We start from the raw sequence: 19,692 nt of genomic DNA, 5'->3' as shown, positions 1-19,692 counted from the left end.
GATCTCCTGTTGAGTGAGTGGTTCGATGCAGCCTCACCCTGACAGAGCGCCGGCCGCCGTTCACTCCTCATGGGATCTAAAGCCGAGGCGCTAAGCTTGAAACGCGCCCGACCGGGCTGCGCAACCCCGACCAGCTGACGCCCGATCGGGCGCTTGTGTCAGCGCCAGGAAGCGCGTCACTGTCGCATTTCTAACTTGCTGGACCCTGCCCCTCGCAAACGTAGGATGCGACATTTCTACTTTGCAGAGCGAGCGACATTTCTACATCACCGCCACATGACATTAAATGAAAACGCTTCGTTGACCACATCGTCCTGTGCAACCACGGATTCGTAGTTTGCGAAAGAGAAATCTCTCTCAAAAAGCACGTCGGCTACATTTGAGAAGAGCACATTTTTTGACCGTTCAAGGCCTTCCGGCTTGTATCAGGCTCGCCCGCGACTCCCATGGGAAGCGTGCACTCGGTCGCGAAGCCACCAGGCAATCTTAGGACACTGCTATCACGGCGCTCTAAGAGATCAGCGGCGCCCCTCTCCGGCTTGGTAATCGGCCTTGCGCTTTGATCCCTAAGCGGGGAACATGCGCGATCAGCGCGCCGTCAGCCGGATTTTCGACTGAGGTCGCACGGCGTGCGGACAAATTCGCCGTCGACAAGGCACCGGTGTTGAAAGAGGGGCGCGTCGGCGAGCGGCGGGAGGATCATTGGCAGGAGCTTTCTCGATCGGGCAGTTATGCGGAAAACAGGAATGCCGCCGCCGGATCGAAAAAGACTTGACGGCTGCAGGGCGTCAGATCCTGCGACCGCATGGCGGCGGAGGTCGGCCTGATGTCGATCTCCTGTCCAGTGGCCGTGCGCGCGACGATGCGCCGTCGTTCGCCATAGAAGGCGACATCGACGATCTCGACAGCGAGTTCCGCGCTCGCCGGCTTTCGTTCCATGCCAAACGCTTCCGGCCGGATCATCAGCCTGGTTTTTTGCCCCTTGTCGAAGGTCCTGTTGACGCTCACGCCGGAGACGACTGAACCGTCCGCCAGCCGGATCGTTGCCGCGCCATTGGCGGTTTCGAGATGTTCGGCGGTGAGGAAATTCGAATTGCCGATGAAGCCGGCGACGAAGTCGGTGGCCGGTCTGAGATACAGGTCCTCGCCGGTGCCGGTCTGCTCGATGCGACCGTCCCTGAAGAGCGCGATCCGATCCGAGAGGTGCAGCGCTTCCTCCTGGTCATGCGTGACATAGAGGATGGTAACGCCGGTCTCGCGGTGGATGCGGCGGATCTCGGCCTGGATCTCCTCGCGCAGTTTCTTGTCGAGCGCCGACAATGGCTCGTCCATCAAAAGGATCGGCGGATCGTAGGCCAGTGCCCGGGCCAGCGCCACGCGCTGCTGCTGGCCGCCCGACAGTGCGCCGGGCAAGCGCGCGGCGAAGCTTTCCAGCCGCACCAGGGTCAGCATGTCGGCGACCTTCTTCTTCACCTCGGCATCAGGTCGGCGGCGCACCCGAAGCGGAAACGCGATGTTCTCGGCCACCGTCAGATGCGGAAACAGCGTGTACCGCTGGAAGACCATGCCGATGCTGCGCTTGTGCGAGGGTATCGCCAGCAAGGATTTGCCTTCCAGTTGGACATCGCCGGAGCTCGGATCCTGGAAGCCGGCGATGGCATAGAGCGTCGTTGATTTTCCCGAACCCGACGGCCCGAGAAAGGTCAGGAATTCGCCCCTGGGAATCTCAAGGGTGACGTCGTGCACGGCGGTGAACGCGCCGAACGCTTTGTGCAATTTGCGGATGGAGAGGAAGGGCTGGGTCATGTCTTGACCTTTCGCTGCAGCAGCGCCGTCACCACCATCAGGGCAAGCGTCAGCCCGACCAGCAGGCTGGAGGCGGCGGCGATGACCGGGCTCAGATCCGAGCGCAGACTGCCCCAGATCTTGACCGGCAGGGTTTGCAAGGAGGGGCTAGCCATGAAGATCGCCACCACGACCTCGTCCCAGGAGGCGAGAAAGGAAAAGATCGCGGCGGAAAAGATGCCGATCCGGATCGATGGCAAGGTTATCCTGAGCCTGGCCTCGAACGGGCTGGCGCCGCAGACGATGGCCGCGTCCTCGATCGATTTGTCGAAGCCTTCAAGTGCGGTGGCGATCGGGATGATGGCGAAGGGCAGCGCCAGCACCGTGTGGGCGATGACGAAGCCGATGCTGGTACCGCCGAGACCGAGGCGCAGGAAGAAGGCGTAGATTGCGATGGCGAACACCACGACCGGCAACACCATCGGCGTCAGCAGCAGACCGCGAAGGATTTCGCGGCCGCGAAACTGGCCGCGAACCAGGGCAAAGGAGGCGAGCAGGCCGATCATCACGGCAAGGATCGCCGTCATCGTGGCGATGCGGGCGCTGGTCAGCGCCGCCTCCAGCCAGGATGGGTCGGCGAACAGCTCCTGGTACCATTTCAGCGTCCAGCCAGGTGGCGGAAAGGCCAGCCAGCGCGACGAGCCGAACGACAGCAGAACAATGAAAACCACCGGCAGGAGCAAGAAAGCGGCGACCAGGGCGGTGAAGCCGAGCAGCGCAATTTTCAACCAACCCATGCGGTCGTAGTCGAGCAGCATCTCAGATGCCTCCCGTCATGCGCCTGGCGCCGACAAGGCGCAGCTGCAATGCGTAGAGCGCCATGGTGACGACGAGCAGGATGAAGGCGGCGGCGCTGCCCAACCCCCAATTGAGCAGCGACTGGATCATCTGCGCGATCATTTCGGCCAGCATCATGTTCGATGTGCCGCCGAGCAGTGCCGGGGTGACGAAATAGCCGAGCGACATGACGAACACCATCAGGCCGCCAGCGGCGAGGCCGGGCAGCGACAGCGGCAGCAGGATGCGACGGAATGCCTGGATGGGGCTGGCGCCGCACAATGCTGCGGCACGCAACGTCATCGGGTCGATGGCCCGCAAGGTGCCGACCAGCGGCAGGATCATGAACGGCAGCATGATGTAGACCATGCCGATGGTCACGCCGGTGAGATTGTTGATGAGCGGCAGCGGCTGGTCGATGATGCCGATGGCGAGCAGCGCTCGGTTGATGACGCCGGTGCGCTGCAGCAGCACCATCCAGGCATATGTGCGGGTGAGCAGATTGGTCCACATCGACAGGATGATGACGCCGAAGATGATCGAGGCCAGCGCGGAGGGCATGATCGCCAGCATCCAGGCGACTGGAAAGGCGACGACGACGGTAACGGCGGTGACCACCGCCGCGACGAGGAAGGTGTTGAAGAACACCCTGGCATAGGTGCCGTCACCCAGCAGCGTTGCGTAGTTCTGCAGGCCGGGTTCGGGCTCGGTGACACTGCGCAAGAGCAGGGCCAAGACCGGCACGACGAAGAACAGCACGATCAGGACCAGCGCCGGCAGCAGGCTGTTGAAGCCTGCCGGCATGCGGAATCCTGGTAGGCTCTGGCGTGTTTCGACCGACATGGCAGTGATCCGGCTATGGGACGAGATGGTGCTGGCCGCCTCGTCTCGTGCTGTTCAAGAGGCAGGCTTATTTCGCCTGCCAGGCATACCAGCGCGTGGCGATCTCGTCGCGGTGCTCGGCCCAGTAGTTCATGTCGAGGTTGATCTGCCCGTCGACATGGGCATCCGGCAGCGACTTCACGACGTCCGCCGCCATTTCGGCCTTGGCCTTGGTGTTAACAGGCGCATAGCCGCTGGATGCGGCAAATTTCGCCTGGCCGGCCGGGCTGCTTGCCGCAGCCAGGAACTTCATCGCCGCATCCTTGTTCTTGGCGCCTTTCGGCACCACCAGGACGTCGGCTGCCGTCAGGTTCTGATTCCAGGACACACCGACATCGGCTTCGTCATGCTGAAGCGCAAAGACGCGGCCGTTCCACAGCTGGCCGAACGCCGCCTCACCGGAAGCGATCAGCTGCTGCGACTCGGCGCCGCCGCTCCACCAGACGATGTCAGACTTGATGGTGTCGAGTTTCTTGAAGGCGCGGTCGAGATCGAGCGGATATAGCTTGTCGGAGGGAACGCCGTCGGCGAGCAAGGCGATCTCGATGACGCCGGGCGCCGACCATTTGTAGAAGGTGCGCTTGCCCGGGAATTTCTTGGTGTCGAACATGTCGGCCCAGCCGGCCGGTTCGCCTGACACCGCGCCCTTGTTCCAGGCGAGCACGAAGGAATAGTAGAAGCTGCCGACGGCATGGTCGGTGGTGAAGCGCGGATCGAGATCGGCCTTCGGCACAGCGGCGAAATCGATCGGCTCCAGTAGGCCGTCCTTGGCCGCCTTGATGGCGAAATCCATCTCGACGTCGACGACATCCCAGTTGACGCTACCGGCGTCGACCATGGCCTTCAGCTTGCCGTAGTCGGTCGGCCCGTCCTGCAGGACCTTGATGCCGGATGCGGCGGTGAAGGGCTCGGCCCACGATTTGGTCTGCGCTTCCTGGGTTGTTCCGCCCCAGCTGGTGAAGACCATTTCCTCGGCCTTGGCGGCCGTCGTTGCAAGCAGTCCGGCAAGAATGCCGGTGAAAATCAGTTTCATGTCGTTCTCCTCTGTTTGTTTTCGTTGTTGGCTGTTCGCGATCGGCGTTTTCGCCTTGATCGCGAATCCCCGTCCGCGGCGGCTACCGCATGACAAAAGGATCGGGAATTGGGTCGTCGGAGGTGCGTATCCACACCGATTTCGAACGCGTGTAGTCGCGGATCGCGTCCATGCCGCCTTCGCGGCCAAGGCCTGACTGGCCATAGCCGCCGAACGGAACCAGCGGCGAGACGGCGCGATAGGTGTTGATCCAGACCACACCGGCGTGGATGCCGCGCGCCATGCGATGGGCTTTCGCGAGATTGGTGGTGAACACGCCGGAAGCGAGGCCGAACCTGGTGTCGTTGGCAAGCGACAGCGCTTCAGCCTCGCTGTCGAAGGCAAGCGCGCTCAGCACCGGACCGAACAGCTCTTCGCGCACGCAGGCAAGGTTCTGGTCTGATGCCTCGATGATCGTCGGCGCGTAGTAGAAGCCGTCCGCCTTGCCCTCGGGGCGCTTGCCGCCGGTGACCAGCCGGCCGCCACTGGTGAGGCTTTCGGCGACGGTCTTCTCGATCCATTCGCGCTGCCGCGATGTGGCAAGCGGCCCCATTTCCGTTTCGGGATCCTGCGGGTCGCCGATCCGGATCGCCTCGGCCTTGTGCTTGAGCCGGGCGAGGAACTCGTCCTTCACTGAACGCTCGACCAGCAGGCGCGAGCCGGCGACGCAGCTCTGGCCGGTGGCGGCGAAGATACCGGCGACGACCGCGTTGGCGGCGCTGTCGAGATCGGCATCGGCAAACACCACGACGGGGCTTTTGCCGCCCAGTTCGAGCGTCGTGGAGGCAAGGTTTTCCGCGGTGTTCCTGACGATCTGGCGGGCGGTTGCCGGACCACCTGTGAAGGCAACGCGGGCGATGAGCGGATGGCTGGTCAGGCGGTGGCCGCAATCATGGCCGAAGCCGGTCAGGATGTTCACGCTGCCGGCGGGAAAGCCCGCCTCGTGCACGAGTTCGGCAAAGGCCAGCAGTGGGGCGGGGCCATCCTCCGAAGCCTTGAGGACGACAGTGCAGCCGGCCGCCAAGGCCGGGCCGAGCTTGACGGCGGACAGGAAGAGTTGCGAATTCCACGGCACGACCGCCGCGACGACGCCGATCGGCTCGGGTCGGATGGTCACTTCCATGTCGGCCTTGTCGATCGGGACAAATGAGCCTTCGTGCTTGTCGGCCAGCCCGCCATAATAGCGGTAGTAGTCGCCGACATAGGCGATCTGGGCGCGCGTCTCGCGGATGATCTTGCCGGTGTCGCGCGTCTCGAGTTCCGCCAGCCGGTCGGCATTGGCGACAACCAGATCGCCGAGCCGCACCAGAAGCTTGCCGCGCGCCGTTGCGGTCATCGCTGCCCATGGGCCGGAGTGCAGTGCCCGATGTGCGGCCGCGACGGCGCGGTCGACATCGGCGGCTGAAGCCGCGGGCATTTTTGCCCATGTTGTGGCGGTCGACGGGTCGATGCTGTCGAAGGTCGAGGCGGCCTCCACGAACTGGCCGTCTATGTAGTTCCTGAATTCGCCGGTGCTCGTCACGCGCGCGGTCCCTGGAAGGCCGGCATCACTTTGTCGATGAACAGCTGCAGCGATTTCTTCTTGCGCTCATGCGAAAGGCCGCTGTCGATCCAGATCGAATACTGGTCGTAACCGAGCGCCTCATAGGCCTTCAGCCTGGCGATCACTTCGTCTGCCTCGCCGATCACAAGATGCTGCCGGATCTTGTCCGGTGCATATTGCGGCATGGCCGCAATCTCGCCCTCCGTCAGTTCTTCCAGCACGCCCTGGCGCACCGGCTTCTTGTTCTGGAACCAAGCGCCGAACTGGCAATAGAACTGCGACAGGTCCTGCGTCAGACGCTCGGCGTCGGCTGCGTCCTCGGCGACGAATGTGTGCATCAAGAGCATGATCTCGGGTCGCGCTATTTCGGGATGAGCAGCACAGGCCGTGTTGAAGCGCTCCATCAGGCTCACCACTTCGCCATCGCCGGAGGCGAGCGGCGTCACCTGGACATTGCATTTATTGGCCACCGCAAAGTCGTGCGAATTGGGGTCACGCGCCGCCACCCAGATCGGCGGATAAGGCTTTTGCAGCGGTTTGGGCGACGAGGTGGTCGACGGGAACGACCAGAATTCGCCGGAGAGTTCGAAATCGCCATCCCACAGGCCACGGATCGCCGGCACCATTTCGCGCATGCGCTGACCCGCGCCCCAGGCTTCGAGCCCGGGGAAAAGCCGCTGGTATTCGTATGCATAGGCGCCGCGTGCAATGCCGATGTCGAGCCGGCCGCCGGTGATGACGTCGGCCATCGCCGCTTCGCCTGCAAGCTTGATCGGGTGCCAAAACGGCGCGACGATGGTTCCGGTGCCGAGCCGGATCGTGCTCGTCTTGGCGCCCAAATAGGCGATGTTGATGAAAGGGTTGGGCGAGATGGTGAATTCCATCCCGTGATGCTCACCGATCCAGGCGGTCTCGAAGCCGGCCTTGTCGGCCAGCACGACAAGTTCCTCCAGTTCGGCAACAAGCTCGGAATGCGGCTTCGCCAGATCCGAGCGCTCCATGTGGACGAACAGCGAAAATTTCATTGGCATCACCTGCGACCAGTAAGAGCTTGGAAAGACGCGGCCCTGGCGAGCGGCCGGACTTCGCCTTCGACCTCGTTGCCGACATAGACACCGAAAGCATCTTCCGTGCGTTCACTGATATAGCGGGTCAGCATGGAACGAACCGCCGGATCGGCGATCTTCAGATCGGCGATATCGTCGATCTCGACAAGCCGCGTCTGGCGATCGCTGGGATTGGGTGCGGTAACCGTTCCCCGGTAGTAGACGTGTGAGCGCGACGGATCGGCCGCGTCGTCCCACACCGCAAACAGGAAGCCGAGCTGTGCGTCGACAGCCTTGGCGGCGAGGCATCCCTTGAGGCTGCGAGCGTCCTTCGGCGAGCCCAGCCCGCGACCCGCCGGCAATTCGTGGAAACCGCCCGGTGTTTCGAAGAACAGCACGCGGCCTTCATTCTCGAGAATGGCACCAACTTCGGTCCCATGAGGTGCTGCCGCCAGCGCCTCCTGGCTGAGGCCGGGTGTGACATAGGTGCCGCGGCAATAGCCAAGCGGCTGCGCGCCATTGTGGGTGAAGTCGCGAACGCGGCCGATCAGGATCGAATGGTCACCTGCGTCGACCAGTTGCTCCATGCCGCAATCGAATACGGCGACGGAACCGTCGATCAGCGGATTGCCGGTTTGCCCGGACTGCCAGGCAACAGAAGCGAATTTATCGGCGGCCTTGGAGGCGAAGATGCCGGATTCTGCCTTCTGGCTCTCCGACAGGATGTTGATGGCGAAACCTCTTGAGGTCGAAAAGGCGCTGTGCCCCAACGCCTTCTTGGCGATGCACACAAGCACCAGCGGCGGATCGAGCGAGACCGAGGTGAAGGAGTTGGCGGTGAAGCCGCGTGGCTCGCCCTCCGCACTGACCGTGGTGACGATGGTGACACCGGTCAGGAACGAGCCGAGCGCCCGCCTGAATTCGCCGGCGTCAAATGCAGCAGCCGTCTCCGGCCTAATGGCAGCGTCTTTCTCCGCATCGAGAAACGCCATCATGTGTTGAGTCACTTTTTCCGGCGAAGCGATTGTCATCATGTGTCTTTCGCCGCTGAGAACGAGACATTGCCCGTGCGGTGCCAGTCGGGCCATCGCCGCCGACATGGCCGGCGTGGAATTCCTGTCTTCCGATCCGGTCATGAACAGTGCCGGCGCTGCGAGCTCGGCCAGGCGGTCGACATGCTCGGTATCGGCGCGGGCAAACAGGCGATAGGTGCGCGCGTAGCCCTGAGCGCTGACGCCTTCAAGCGCCGTGCGTGCCGTTGCGGCTGCACTGGCAAGGGTGGCCGGCAGCGGGTCGCCGAACCAGCGGGCAAGCGTTGCGGCGATGGCCGAAGGATCGCCATGAGAGCCGAGTGCTGCCGCGCGTTCGCGCACCGCCTGCGCCAATGCCTCAGGACGACGGAACACGCCGTTGAGGCAGATGACGGAGTCGACACGCGACGGTGCGCGAAGGGCGATTTCGAGAGCGACCAGCGCCCCCATGGAGTGGCCGACGATCGAAACAGAGGCGAGACCGAGGTGATCGAGCAAGCCGATCGCCTGGTCGGCAAAGTCGGACAGGTTGGAGTTTTCCGGCGGCAGCGGCGAATCTCCATGGCCGAGCATATCGATGGCGATCAGCTCGCGGCGATCCTGCATCAGCTCGATCTGCGCCTGCCAGATCCCGGCATTCATGCCGACGCCGTGGATGAGCAGAACCGGCGCGCCGGAGCCGGCACGGATGAAGCCGGTTCCGTCCGGAGCCGTGTCCCGGACCCATGCAAGGGCGGCGGCGTCAGCCATGCAGATCACCGACCTCCTTCAGATCCTGATAGCGGTCGCCGATGCGGTGGTGCGGACGTCCGCCAATGGAAGCGCCGAGCGCCACCACCAGTTCGTCCGGCGCCGGCGCGTCGCCGATCTGGAAATGCACGGTCAGATAGTGGGAGCGGCGGCCTTCGTCGTTCTTGTCCATCAGCGGGATCATGATTGGCGTGTTCGGCCCGCCACGCAGATTGGTGAAGGCGAGATAGGTCTTGGCGCCAACGGCACGGCGATAGTGGTTGCCGAAATGCAGGGTGTGGATCAGCGCCGAGGCGTGTTCGATCTCGCCTGAGGTGCCGCAGATGGCAGCCTTGCCGTAGCCCTCGATCGCCTCGCCGGAACCGGCGACGGCAAGAATCTCACGGGTAAGCAACTCGCCAAGCACCGGCGCATAGGCCCGTATCGCGGGCGAAAGGTCATCGGTAAACCCCTTGCCTGCCCACGGGTTGTCCAAGACAGCAGCGACGCCTATTAGGCGCAGGGGCCTGGGTGCCGCCTTGCCACCCTCGATCAGAGTGGTCTCGACATGGGTCACTATCTTCCGAATAGCAGGGCTCATAGAGGTCCTCTGGAAACTGACCAGGTTGAACTCACATTCCATAATATGGTATACCATACTATTATCGGCCAAAGCGCCTTGTCAACAGGCATTCGAATCTGGTTTCGTCATTCGTGAAAGGACCAATCCATGGACGATACACTTCGCATCGAGCGCTCGACAAAAACGCTTCGGACCCTGGCGCTGGAACGCATGCGCGAGGCGATCATGGATTTTCGGTTCCAGCCAGGTGAAAGGCTTGTCGAACGGCCGCTTTGCGACCAACTCGGCGTCAGTCGTTCCGTGGTTCGAGAAGTGCTGCGTCAGTTGGAGACCGAGGGCCTTGTCCAGATGATTCCAGGGCACGGGCCGGCGGTAGCGCGACCCGACCTCAACCGTACGGAGGAGATCTATGAGTTGCGTGCCTTGCTTGAGGGGATCGCGGCGCGTGCCTGCGCCCTCACCGCAACCAGCGAACAGATTGAAGGTCTCGAACGCGCGTATGAGGACCTGCTCAAGGCATGGGCCTCAAGCATCCCCGTCGAGGTGATGCGGGCAACATCGCGCTTTTACGAGAATTTGTTTGTTGCCGCAGGCAAGCTGATCGCCTGGGAAATCGTGCAAGGATTGAACGTGCGCATCAATCAATTGCGATCAATGACGATCGCCTCGGCCAACCGGCGCGGTCCCGCGATCGCCGAGATGGAAGATATCATGAACGCGATAAGGGCACGTGAGGCCGACAAGGCGCAAGCCGCCGCCCGGCACCATGTCGAGCAGGCTTGGAACATCGCGCGGCTGTCCTTGCGTCCCAACTGATTTTCTCCTGACGCTGCCTCTGTCGAATCGGCAAGGCTGTCCTCGGGGGGCGACTCCGGGTGCGCACGTCCGCGCCTTTCACTAAATTTTTTTGGTAGGCCCGTCCGCGGAAGCTGTTTCCCTTGCGCAAGCCTCGGCGTCGCGGTCGCTCGCGTCATGACCGACAACGTCCTAGGAGCGGAAGAAAATGGAGGAGACAGTCAAAGTCTCTCTGTTCGTCAGCATGATCTCGCCGCATGACGCTCGTCAAGTTGGGTGGTCGAACCAGGCGACTTCCACCGGCAAGGGAAGACGCAAAACTCACCTGGAAAATGGCGACTTTTGCCATTGTGGGCGTGAGCCTTGCTTTCGCGAAGGAGGAGCTAACCACCTCCGTCACCCAGGAAACGGTAATTCGGCTGCTGTGTATGACGGGAATTGGCGAAGCTGAAGCTATTGACCTAGCATCCAGGCCGCGACCCGCCCTCTCTCCAGAAGAAACATCACTGTAGTATTCCATTCCCGGTCGCTCGCCCTGTTGCCGATTTCCGGCGAATGCGACCTCGCGCGATTGGAAGGATGCCACATCAACGCGAGGCGAGAAGAGAGCCGCCGGGGCCCGCAGGGCTCGACGGCCTTCCAAGGTATCAGCCGCCGAGATTCACCCACACCGACTTTGTCTGCGTGTACTGTGATAGCGCCTCAAGGCACTTGTCGCGCCCGTTGCCCGTCTGCTTGTACCCACCCCAGATCGAGGTCATATCGCCATGGTCGAAGCAGTTGACCATCGAGGAGATCCAGACGATGACGGAAGCGGCGCTCGCATTCGCGCGCGAGGACGCCACGGTAGAGGAGACGCGAACCGTCGATCTTTCGGCGCTGGTCGGCAGCCTCTGCGACGATCTCGCTGAGCTCGGCCAAGACATCACCGTCAGCGATGGACCCAAGGTGCTGTACCGCGGCCGGCCAGACTCCCTGCGCAGGGCGATCCGCAACCTCGTCGAGAATGCCGTCCGCTACGGCGAACAGGCAAGGGTGAGCCTGGTCCGGAGTGCCGACAGTCTGGACATCGTGGTCGAGGACGCAGGACCCGGCATTCCGCCAGGCAACATGGAACAGGTGTTCGCTCCCTTCTTCCGCATGGAGCAGTCGCGCAACCGGGAGACCGGCGGCGTCGGGCTCGGCCTATCAATCGCCCGCGCCATCGCCCGTCACCACGGCGGCGATATCGTGCTGGAGAACCGGAGCGGGGGCCTTCGCGCTGTCATCAGGCTGCCGCTCATCGACATGGCCAAGCACCTTGCCCCGGCGCCGGTGCCTGAGACGAACCCTCCGACCGGACTACGATCGTTGCCGGTCTGACCGAAGCCCGTCCCGCGATCAGGACTGCCGCGCTGCCGCCACGATTGGATCATCGCCGTCGCAACGAAGGACAAGTCATCACCTGCATCCTCTCCCTCCCTGCCCAGCCACCGCTGTTGCTGTCGAGCGGCTGGTCCTGCCGGAAGCCTCCGGCCCGCAGCAAAACTCCTCCCCTCAACATTTCGCAGAGGCCATCCGATGAACCATTCACAAGCCACGACACGCAACCCCCTCATGTCCGCTGGAGTTGCAACCGCATCCCTGGCGACGTCCATCATGCGAGCGCGCGCATCCCTGGTTACGCTGTTGGCCGCCGGCCTGCTGTTGCCTGCCGCCGCTTCCGCGCAGCAGGCCGACGGCGAGCGGCTGTTCCGGCAGCGCTGCGGGGCGTGCCACAGTATGGAGCCTGGCCAGAACAGGGCCGGTCCGCATCTGTCTGGCGTCATCGGCCGCCTGGCCGGCAGCATCGAGGGAGCACGCTATTCAGCCGCGTTGCGAGAGTCGAACATCGTCTGGGACAGTTCGTCGCTCGACACCTTCCTCACAGCGCCGCGTCAGATGGTGCCTGGCACCCAAATGACTGTCGGCGTTTCCAATGCCGCCCAGCGCGCGGCGATCGCGCTCGCGAACGTCGCGTTCGAAGGCATCCGGGTTCCTGGACCGCTTGTTGGTCTCTCGGATCATCAGAGAATGACGGCATACTGGTTTTTTACTGGATGATATCAATCCAATCTCCCTTGGTCGAGGAGCCGATCCAGGAGGTGGACGGTAACATGTGGGCGGCCAAGGAGCGCACGACGACCTACATCGGCCGCTACAGCCCCAGGCTACATATCGGCGAGGCCTTCATTTCCGAAATCGATCTGCGCAAGTAGGGGAGCCATCCCATCGCCGCGATTCCCCTCCTTATGCGGCGCAGGTGCCGAGTATCGGGGTCATCGTTTTCACATGCTCATCAATCCGCTCGAGCACCTTCTCCGGAATAACGGCCCGTTCCGGAAGGCTCCACCAATGATCGTTGACGCGCTCGACGACCTTGATCACCCTCCTCAGCACGGCCGGCTCTGGCAGCCTTGCACGGTTGGCGAACGCCTTCCATCGCGGGGCAGCGAGCGCCTTGAAGGAGCGTTCGCCGCCGAGCGAGAGCGCCATCGAGTCGGCGGGAATATAGGGCACGGTCGACAGGACGTCATAAATTGGCGCAAGCTCTGGCTTGTCGCCAGGGCCCCGGTAGATCAGCGACCAGTTTTTGAGGTGCATGTCGCCGTTGCCGGTGATGACCGTCAGCGCCAGACGGCGCACGAATTCGAGCGCGGCCGTCGGCGAGACGGCCGCGCTCAGGGCTGAGGCAATGTCATGATATGCGGCGCCCTCATATTTGCGCGAGGGATAGACACCGAAAACCTGCGCGAAATCCTCGATATGGACGCGCTCACGACCAACGACGCGATCGAAGCGTTTGACGAGGAGAACCTTGCCGTCCGACAGCGTGTCGAACTCCTCGGGAATTCCCTCGAAATCGGACTTCTCGACAAGCTCGCGCTCGGGCACGTCCATGCCGATCGCCGCCGCCAGCGCTAGGTTGGCAAACTCATTTTCAGAGACGCCGGGGAACGCCGACGATGGAAATTTGGCGATGTACTGGCCTTGCTCGTCGCCCATAGGCAAGGTCAACCCACCTCCCTTGCCGGTGTTCTTGATCACAGAGAGTTTCATCTGTACGCCCGCGAGCGAGAACCGGGCTTTTGGCCTATCCTTTGAGGCATCCTCGGCAACTGCCGTCGTGCCATCGGTCGGCAAGACACGCACGGCGCCGGGAAGATCCGCACCCAGCGCGGCCAGCAGATCAAAATCGTTTCCTGCGCGCACATTGCCTGCGTGGTGTTTCTCCATCGCTTCGCGCAGTTTGTCTTCTGGAAGAAGGTTGGCGAAGAATGCAGGTAAGGCCCCGGCAAGAGGCTTTGGATCCTTCCGCAATCCTCCTGCCGCCGCGCGGAAAGAAAGGCTGAGGACGGGAAAGCCCCCGGTCGCTCGATAGGCGTCGTCGAAATTGAACGCATTGAAATCGCCTGGCGTCCTGACGATCGTTCCGACCTTCAGATCGTTCAGCAGCACGTCAAGGATGGCCTTGGGTGCTTTAAACATTCGGGGGACGATCATCCTCGTCGGGTTGGGAAACAAAGGCGGGGAGATCGTCGTCATGCGGTCGCAGCAAGGACTTGACGGCAGGAACCATGGACTGTGGGATCAGCATCATCTCCAGGCCTAGGGCGCGGGTGATGTTCATCAGGGTGGTCGCACGTGCCGCGGCTGCGCCCGTTTCGATGTCGCGATATCGGGGACGCGATATGCCGGCCATATCGGCGACCTGCTCCTGCGTCAGCGACGCGGTAAGCCGCGCCTGCTTCAGCAGGTGACCTATTTCAAGCAGGCCCGCATATTCCGATGGCATGGCGATACCTATGAGTTTCATTCAAAGCTAGTTTGATACGCATAAGTATCTTTTGTGCTGTCAATGTCAAGGGGTTGATCTGTTTGTAGATCATTTGTCATATAAATGAACTGTTTGGGGATCATGACCTTAGGTGAGCGCTGATCCCGCATCGCCTCAGGGCCGGTCTCGCCATCGGCGCGCATGGTGAAGATCCGCTCCGGGGTTGCCTTGACCTTGCGACCGAACTTGGTGCCGATGGCCTTGGCCTTGGCAATCCCATCCAACAGCCTCTCCGAGCGAATGGCCGTCTCGAACTCAGCGAACACGGGCCAGCATCTGGAGCATGGCGGGCCTCGGCATTGTGATGATGCCGATCGCCGCTTTTCAGGCAGAAGACAACGACGGCGCGTCGGTTGAGGTGGTTGGCGTCACCTACAGGCAGGACGACAACGAAAACCTGTCGTTCGTCGTGATGGTGGATGTGGGCGATGGCGAGATTATCCCATCACTGCGCGACAGTGTTAAAGCAGCATGAACCTTGCACCAACGAGCGTCATCAGCACTACAGAGAGCGCCGAACCATTCCGCGGCAGGCGCGTTTCATGGAAGGAATTCTATTCGCTGCGGCCTGGCTTGCGTTCTGCCAATGATAATGAGCGGAGGGGTACGGCCGACAGGACCGACTACGTTCGGCCGGCGAAATGACACGTGGGCAACTCGCAACCGCACCTTGGTTTTCCAGATCGGCACCAGATGCCAGTGACACCTACTCAAACTCGAGTAGGGATCCGGTTGTCGTCCTCGCCGATCGAAGTGGACGGCTAGGCCTTCATCGACCGCAGCCAATACAGCGTAACACTCAATCTGCTCGTCGGAAAGCTCGCAGTCTAGGACTTTGTCTCGCACTGCTTGAACTGCCGAAAAGGTAGAAACGATGCGTCCGGCGGCACAAAAGCAGAGATATCCCTCGACAGCGTCAATGACGTCGTCGGGAACAATAAAGTTAAAATGGCGCAAATTAGATGTGGTGGAAGCTACGCGGTTTAGCATTTCGCCTTCAGTAAGCCCCAGCAGACGCTGGCGCCGAAAAAGAAAAATTAGCAAGAACTATTTGGGCGGCGCGGACTTTTATCCACCGCTTTCTAGGGGATAGGGGGCGTTCCGATATCCGCCATATCGCGCCCATTTCCCCAAAGACATAACATGACCACTTCCCCACACCGTCGCGCTTAGCGACGGCACTGTGCAGGTGTGTCGCCTCGGTTGGGCGGATCTATGGAAACTCCGACCCGACCTACGGCCGGCGAATGACAATCAGATCGGCTCGCCGAACTCCTCTTCGTTACGGGCGGTCGGGGTGCTCTCATAATCGGGCTGCGGTCGTAGGCGCAAATCAACTCGAGCCTGAGCGCGCCCGACTTCTTCACCGAATTTATACGCAACATAGAGTGCGCCGATTCTGACAAGCCAACGGATCATGAAGGTCTCCTTCGGCGGGAGAAACCCGGCGAAGGGCGGATTGTTCCACCGGATGCTGAATGCAAGTTGCCGCTCCGATGGGGGTGGCGCATGGTGTATTGGCGAGGAAAACGATGGACGAAGCCGAAGCGCTTGAAATTACCTTTACTGAGCTGGATGCAGCTTTGCCGAGGCTTGCTGCCAGCGTGGCACCACCGTCGGCAATCAATCTAGCCTCCGGCCGACACTGTCGATATGTCGAACAGCATCCTCAGCAGGCCCTGGTTCTCAAGTCCGTCCGAACACTGACTGCTCTAACGGCTTGTGCATCCACGTCGGTGATCAGCATATGGCCCGGCGACACCGTGATCGAGATCGCGAGTTCGGCACGCGCAAGAGCGTCTTGAGCGGTCAGGCTGCTGGCCCAGAATACAGGGACCTCCCCTTCCCTGATTTCGACCGCATCGCCCCAGTCGGGAGCCATCAAATCTCGTATCCCGATGGTCACCGGCTCCCCGACATGGATGGGGGAGCCGTGCGCATGCGGGAAACCTGCGGTAAGGGCGCGAACCTTGTCGACGTCGCATTGTCTTATCGGGCGCATGGAGACGACCATTTCGCCACCAAACGATCCGACTTGGAAGGTCTCGATCCTGGTTCTAAACTTTGGAGAAGTTTTTCCGACGTCGATGCGACGGAGTTTCACGCCCTTTTCGGCAAGTGCTGCCTCGACGGTAAGCGAACTGCCTAGCGCAAAAGCGGCAAAGTCATCCCGCCACAAATCGATGATGTCGGTTTTCCGACGGATCATCTCCCCAAACCAATAGATGTTGTACTGGGGCGCATCGGTGCGGATATCGATGTCACCCAAGGCGGGGAGCAATGGACTGCCGGCACGACTCACGGCCACCAAAGGACAGGGTTTCGGATTGCGGACGCAAAACTGATGGAAATCTCCGGCAAAGCTGCGGGGCACAATCACAACGTTGGCCTGCAATTTGCCGCGCGCAAGCCCTCCCGTATGCCCATCATAGGCGCCCGTTCTAACCAGTCTGCGCAGCCTATCTGCATCGACCAGTCGCAAGTCCTCGTAGATCAATGAAGTGGTCTGGCGAGCCATGGATTCCGAGGATGTGCATGTTTCAGAGACACGTCGAGAAGGCGTAAGATCATCGACGGGTCGGCCGCCTGTCAAATTATCAGAATCTTTCCTCGTCGATAAATTGTATTTATTGGTCGACCAACAGAGGCCTCTGTTATTATTAGCCTCTGCTCATAAATCTTTCGCTCTCATTGGCAGCTGCGGCAGCCGATCGCTTCTATCTGTCGGGCTGCTTCGTGCAGAAAGGCCAGGTCCCGGTTCATGTAGAAGAGCAGGAAAGCCGCGTAGAGGACAAGTACGAGGCTGAACACCAGCGTCTTGACGACCAGCGAGAGCGCAAAGACATTCAGGTGCGGCGAGGCGCGCGCCAGGAAAGCCAGCACAATGTCGGACAAGAGCATGCTGACAACGACCGGGAACACAAGGGTCAACGCCATCACCAGGATGCGATTCAGCAGATCGAGAAATATCCAGGCAGCATCCTTGCTGAACACAGGCAGAAGTTGGTCGATCGGCCAAAGGCCGTAGCTGTCGTAGAGGCTCGTCAGGGAGAGCTGCAGGCCACCGGCTGCCAGATAGATCGTCACCATGATGACGGCGAGCAAGGTGCCGGTGGCACTCGTCTCATGGGTCATCATCGGATCGATCAGGGTCCCCATCGTGGAACCGCGCTGCAGGTCCAGGATATCGCCCGCAGCCTCCGCCGCCCAGAACGGTATGCCCATTGCCAGCCCGAGCGTCACCCCGACAACGACCTCCTTGAGCATGTACAGAACGATCATCGTTGTCGTGATATCGGTGTTCGTCAGTTTGGTCATGATCATCGGAAAGACCGGAACCGCCAACGCCAGGGCCACCCCGTTGCGCAGAAGGCCGGATAGCGGCACGCGTGAAAAGAGCGGCATCAGGAGCATGAAACCGGTCAGGCGTGCGAGCGCGAAAGCCCCTGCCAGAAGATAGAACTGAAGCTCTTTGACCGACGCGAAGAGTGGTTCGACCGGCATCCGCGTGCCTCAGCGCGTGACGACGGGGAATTCGTCCAGCGCCGTCGAGGCCTGCTCCGCGATCTGCTGGCCAAGCAGCGGACCGAAGACGATGATGACCAACAGGATCACCACGAGCTTGATCGTCTGCGGCAGCGATTGGTCCTGAATCTGCGTCAGCGCCTGGGCAAGGCCGACAAGGATGCCGACAGCCAGCGCCGCGATGATCGCCGGACTGGACGCGAGCAGCACCGTCAGAAGCGCGCTTTGGACCTTCGCCAGGATGAAGTCATTGCTCATGGGAACCCCAGCGGTGTCAGACGTAACTCAGGATGAGGCCATGCATCAGCCGCGACCAGCCATCAATGGCGACGAAAAGGAACAGTTTCAGCGGGATCGAAATGAGAACCGGCGAGACCATGATCATGCCGAGCGTCATCAGGACGTTCGCAACAACGATATCGATGATGAGGAAAGGAAGATAAAGCAGGAAGCCGATCTCGAAGGCGCGGGTAAGCTCGGATGCGACGAAGGCGGGAACAAGGATCGAGAGATCGTCATCCTTGAGATTCTGCCGCGCCTGTTCCGGCCACAGGCGGCTTGTGCCATCGAGAAAGAACTGCCGTTCTTCCGGCTGGGTGAATTTCATCAGATGTCGCTGCAATGGTTCCCTGACCATTTGTGCCGCCCTGGCAAGGTCGTCCGTAGTCTGGAACTGAACTTGTCCTTCCTGAAGCCGGCCCGACATCTCGCTCAGCAACGGCGTGGTGACATAGACCGTAAGCACAAGCGCTATTCCGTAGAGCACCAGATTGGGCGGCATCTGCTGGACGCCAAGCGCGTTGCGGACAAGAAACAGCACGACCGAAATTTTCAGGAAGCCCGTCATCGTGACGACGGCCAGCGGCAGCAACCCGACGAAGCCTACAGCGATCAGAATCCCAAGGAGGTTGGGCGAATTCTCAAGCATTGTCGAACATACGGACGATCCGCACGCCCAGGTTTTCCCCAATCCGCACGATCTCGCCACGACCGACACGCTTGCCGTTGGCGATGATGTCGACAGTCTCCTGCGTTACATCGGTGAGCGCAATGATAGCGCCGGGCGCAAGCTGCCTTACGTCCCCAAGAGGCATTGCCGTGCGGCCGATCTCGAAGGCAAGCGCGACCGGCAACTCGTCCAGAGTCGACTCTTCCAATGTCTGGCCGGCTGGCGGCGGCGTGTTCTGGTTCATGGTCCACTCCCAATTCGATCCAGCGATTGCAGACGGCGCGGCAAGCAATTGCGGGCCACCGGCAGTCAAGGTCACCGGCGCATAAAGACGCTCGGCAATGATGAGTGCCGCCATGCGTTCTTCCTCCGCATCCCTGAAAAGCACCACATCGCCAGGCTGCAGGCTTTGAAGCTCGCCAAGGGTGATCGTCAGCGCGCCACGTCGAAGGCACACCGACAGTGGGAATTCGGCCGGAATCGGCGGCCTCGCTTTGCCGATCTCGTCGAGAAGGCGGCCGATCCGAACCGCCAGGCCGGCGTCCGTCGTGTTCAACACGCAGTCTATCGTTTCGTCGTTGCCGGCCATGACAAAAGCGAGGGGGATTTGCTCCGAAACCGTATCTCTTCGTTCAACCGAGGTGAGCGCGATCCTCTCACCCAGCTTGCTCTCAATCCTTTCGAGGTCCTCTTCGAATGCGGATTCCAGCAGCAGTGCGGCGTGAGTGGGCGCCAGTCGTTTCATGTCGACCAGCTCGTCCGCCTTGGCGAAGGCTCGTTCGACCACAGAAAGCGGCAGGCGCAATTTGGCGACCTTGCCTGCGACGGTGAACGCAATCGTGCACAGCCGCTGGTCCGCAGGGTTCGCCGCCGGCCAGACGGCAGCAATCGTCATTGCCTTCCCCGCGATGGTGATCTGCGCTGGGGCGCGGCGGCGGTAGAAGGCGTTCAATGCCCCGACTTCCGCGGCCGCGACGGATTCCAGTGTCAGCCGTTCGCCGACGCCCGGCAGTCCTGCTGAGCGTTTCACCGGTTTTCCGCGCGCTTTCGTTTTTGCCG

23 protein-coding genes and 1 pseudogene are annotated in these 19,692 nt (G+C 61.4%); 6 read left to right on the top strand and 18 right to left on the bottom strand.

Annotation, left to right across the window (positions count from 1 at the left end):
• Positions 1-729 precede the first annotated feature (729 nt).
• From NKJ89_RS07280 to NKJ89_RS07245, 8 genes are all read right to left on the bottom strand, one after another.
• Positions 730-1,806, bottom strand: coding sequence for an ABC transporter ATP-binding protein (locus NKJ89_RS07280; protein ID WP_352601131.1), 1,077 nt, complete (start codon positions 1,804-1,806; stop codon positions 730-732).
• Positions 1,803-2,603 carry an ABC transporter permease gene (locus NKJ89_RS07275; RefSeq protein WP_352601129.1) on the bottom strand — a complete coding sequence of 267 codons (801 nt, stop codon included), beginning with the start codon at positions 2,601-2,603 and terminating at the stop codon, positions 1,803-1,805. The genes NKJ89_RS07280 and NKJ89_RS07275 overlap by 4 nt, the downstream gene beginning before the upstream one ends.
• A gap of 1 nt (position 2,604) precedes the next feature.
• Entirely contained in the window at positions 2,605-3,465 is an 861-nt protein-coding gene (locus NKJ89_RS07270; protein ID WP_352601127.1) for an ABC transporter permease, read from the bottom strand.
• A gap of 67 nt (positions 3,466-3,532) precedes the next feature.
• Entirely contained in the window at positions 3,533-4,537 is a 1,005-nt protein-coding gene (locus NKJ89_RS07265) for an ABC transporter substrate-binding protein (RefSeq protein WP_352601125.1), read from the bottom strand.
• An 82-nt stretch (positions 4,538-4,619) separates the two neighbouring features.
• Positions 4,620-6,098: an aldehyde dehydrogenase gene (locus NKJ89_RS07260; protein ID WP_352601123.1), complete on the bottom strand. Its 1,479-nt coding sequence runs from the start codon at positions 6,096-6,098 to the stop codon at positions 4,620-4,622.
• Positions 6,095-7,144: an LLM class flavin-dependent oxidoreductase gene (locus tag NKJ89_RS07255; protein ID WP_352601121.1), complete on the bottom strand. Its 1,050-nt coding sequence runs from the start codon at positions 7,142-7,144 to the stop codon at positions 6,095-6,097. The genes NKJ89_RS07260 and NKJ89_RS07255 overlap by 4 nt, the downstream gene beginning before the upstream one ends.
• A gap of 5 nt (positions 7,145-7,149) precedes the next feature.
• Positions 7,150-8,946 (bottom strand): alpha/beta fold hydrolase, encoded by a 1,797-nt coding sequence (locus NKJ89_RS07250; protein ID WP_352601119.1) that lies wholly within the window; start codon positions 8,944-8,946, stop codon positions 7,150-7,152.
• Entirely contained in the window at positions 8,939-9,526 is a 588-nt protein-coding gene (locus NKJ89_RS07245) for an amino acid synthesis family protein (protein WP_031260025.1), read from the bottom strand. Before NKJ89_RS07245 ends, NKJ89_RS07250 begins: the two co-directional genes overlap by 8 nt.
• A 129-nt stretch (positions 9,527-9,655) precedes the next feature.
• Here NKJ89_RS07245 and NKJ89_RS07240 point away from each other — a divergent pair, with 129 nt between their 5' ends.
• Both NKJ89_RS07240 and NKJ89_RS07235 read left to right on the top strand, forming a co-directional pair.
• Positions 9,656-10,324: a GntR family transcriptional regulator gene (locus NKJ89_RS07240; protein WP_023758719.1), complete on the top strand. Its 669-nt coding sequence runs from the start codon at positions 9,656-9,658 to the stop codon at positions 10,322-10,324.
• A gap of 236 nt (positions 10,325-10,560) precedes the next feature.
• Positions 10,561-10,815, top strand: a complete 255-nt coding sequence (locus NKJ89_RS07235; RefSeq protein ID WP_352601117.1) for a hypothetical protein — start codon at positions 10,561-10,563, stop codon at positions 10,813-10,815.
• A 135-nt stretch (positions 10,816-10,950) separates the two neighbouring features.
• On the opposite strand, the gene NKJ89_RS07230 is transcribed toward NKJ89_RS07235, so the two are convergent.
• Positions 10,951-11,064, bottom strand: coding sequence for a hypothetical protein (locus tag NKJ89_RS07230; RefSeq protein WP_352601115.1), 114 nt, complete (start codon positions 11,062-11,064; stop codon positions 10,951-10,953).
• Between the two features lie 22 nt (positions 11,065-11,086).
• Here NKJ89_RS07230 and NKJ89_RS07225 point away from each other — a divergent pair.
• From NKJ89_RS07225 to NKJ89_RS07215, 3 genes and pseudogenes are all read left to right on the top strand, one after another.
• A pseudogene (locus tag NKJ89_RS07225) lies at positions 11,087-11,665 on the top strand (sensor histidine kinase); the annotation flags it as partial.
• A 306-nt stretch (positions 11,666-11,971) separates the two neighbouring features.
• The gene (locus NKJ89_RS07220) at positions 11,972-12,385 is read left to right on the top strand and encodes a c-type cytochrome (protein ID WP_502904096.1); all 414 of its coding nucleotides are present in this window, start codon (positions 11,972-11,974) and stop codon (positions 12,383-12,385) included.
• On the top strand, positions 12,382-12,540 hold the full coding sequence (locus NKJ89_RS07215) for a hypothetical protein (RefSeq protein ID WP_352601113.1): 159 nt from the start codon (positions 12,382-12,384) through the stop codon (positions 12,538-12,540). Before NKJ89_RS07220 ends, NKJ89_RS07215 begins: the two co-directional genes overlap by 4 nt.
• A 31-nt stretch (positions 12,541-12,571) precedes the next feature.
• Here the strand turns inward: NKJ89_RS07215 and NKJ89_RS07210 are convergent, their stop codons facing one another.
• The 3 genes from NKJ89_RS07210 to NKJ89_RS07200 are packed head-to-tail and all read right to left on the bottom strand — an operon-like array spanning position 12,572 to position 14,383.
• Complete coding sequence (locus NKJ89_RS07210) at positions 12,572-13,810, bottom strand: type II toxin-antitoxin system HipA family toxin (RefSeq protein ID WP_352601111.1); 1,239 nt, start codon at positions 13,808-13,810, stop codon at positions 12,572-12,574.
• Positions 13,803-14,138, bottom strand: a complete 336-nt coding sequence (locus NKJ89_RS07205) for a helix-turn-helix domain-containing protein (RefSeq protein ID WP_502904095.1) — start codon at positions 14,136-14,138, stop codon at positions 13,803-13,805. Before NKJ89_RS07205 ends, NKJ89_RS07210 begins: the two co-directional genes overlap by 8 nt.
• Positions 14,135-14,383, bottom strand: a complete 249-nt coding sequence (locus NKJ89_RS07200; RefSeq protein ID WP_352601109.1) for a hypothetical protein — start codon at positions 14,381-14,383, stop codon at positions 14,135-14,137. The genes NKJ89_RS07205 and NKJ89_RS07200 overlap by 4 nt, the downstream gene beginning before the upstream one ends.
• Before the next feature lie 59 nt (positions 14,384-14,442).
• Between NKJ89_RS07200 and NKJ89_RS07195 the strand changes: the two genes are divergently transcribed.
• Positions 14,443-14,634, top strand: coding sequence for a hypothetical protein (locus tag NKJ89_RS07195; protein WP_352485934.1), 192 nt, complete (start codon positions 14,443-14,445; stop codon positions 14,632-14,634).
• Positions 14,635-15,413: 779 nt separating this feature from the next.
• On the opposite strand, the gene NKJ89_RS07190 is transcribed toward NKJ89_RS07195, so the two are convergent.
• The 6 genes from NKJ89_RS07190 to sctQ form a co-directional block, all read right to left on the bottom strand.
• Positions 15,414-15,578 carry a hypothetical protein gene (locus NKJ89_RS07190; protein WP_023758727.1) on the bottom strand — a complete coding sequence of 55 codons (165 nt, stop codon included), beginning with the start codon at positions 15,576-15,578 and terminating at the stop codon, positions 15,414-15,416.
• A gap of 250 nt (positions 15,579-15,828) precedes the next feature.
• On the bottom strand, positions 15,829-16,677 hold the full coding sequence (locus NKJ89_RS07185) for a D-glutamate cyclase family protein (RefSeq protein ID WP_023758728.1): 849 nt from the start codon (positions 16,675-16,677) through the stop codon (positions 15,829-15,831).
• A gap of 170 nt (positions 16,678-16,847) precedes the next feature.
• Positions 16,848-17,663: a type III secretion system export apparatus subunit SctT gene (sctT, locus tag NKJ89_RS07180; RefSeq protein ID WP_023758729.1), complete on the bottom strand. Its 816-nt coding sequence runs from the start codon at positions 17,661-17,663 to the stop codon at positions 16,848-16,850.
• 9 nt (positions 17,664-17,672) lie between these two features.
• Positions 17,673-17,942 carry an EscS/YscS/HrcS family type III secretion system export apparatus protein gene (locus tag NKJ89_RS07175; protein WP_023758730.1) on the bottom strand — a complete coding sequence of 90 codons (270 nt, stop codon included), beginning with the start codon at positions 17,940-17,942 and terminating at the stop codon, positions 17,673-17,675.
• Positions 17,943-17,958: 16 nt separating this feature from the next.
• A complete protein-coding gene (sctR, locus tag NKJ89_RS07170) occupies positions 17,959-18,612 on the bottom strand; it encodes a type III secretion system export apparatus subunit SctR (RefSeq protein ID WP_352485937.1) in 654 nt (217 codons plus the stop codon).
• Positions 18,605-19,663 (bottom strand): type III secretion system cytoplasmic ring protein SctQ, encoded by a 1,059-nt coding sequence (gene sctQ / locus NKJ89_RS07165; protein WP_352485938.1) that lies wholly within the window; start codon positions 19,661-19,663, stop codon positions 18,605-18,607. Before sctQ ends, sctR begins: the two co-directional genes overlap by 8 nt.
• Positions 19,664-19,692 lie beyond the last annotated feature (29 nt).

The sequence above is a fragment of the Mesorhizobium sp. M0047 genome (assembly GCF_040323315.1).
Taxonomy (GTDB): Bacteria; Pseudomonadota; Alphaproteobacteria; order Rhizobiales; family Rhizobiaceae; genus Mesorhizobium.
Note: the sequence above shows the minus strand (reverse complement) of the source record. Positions and strands in the feature narration are given on the sequence as shown.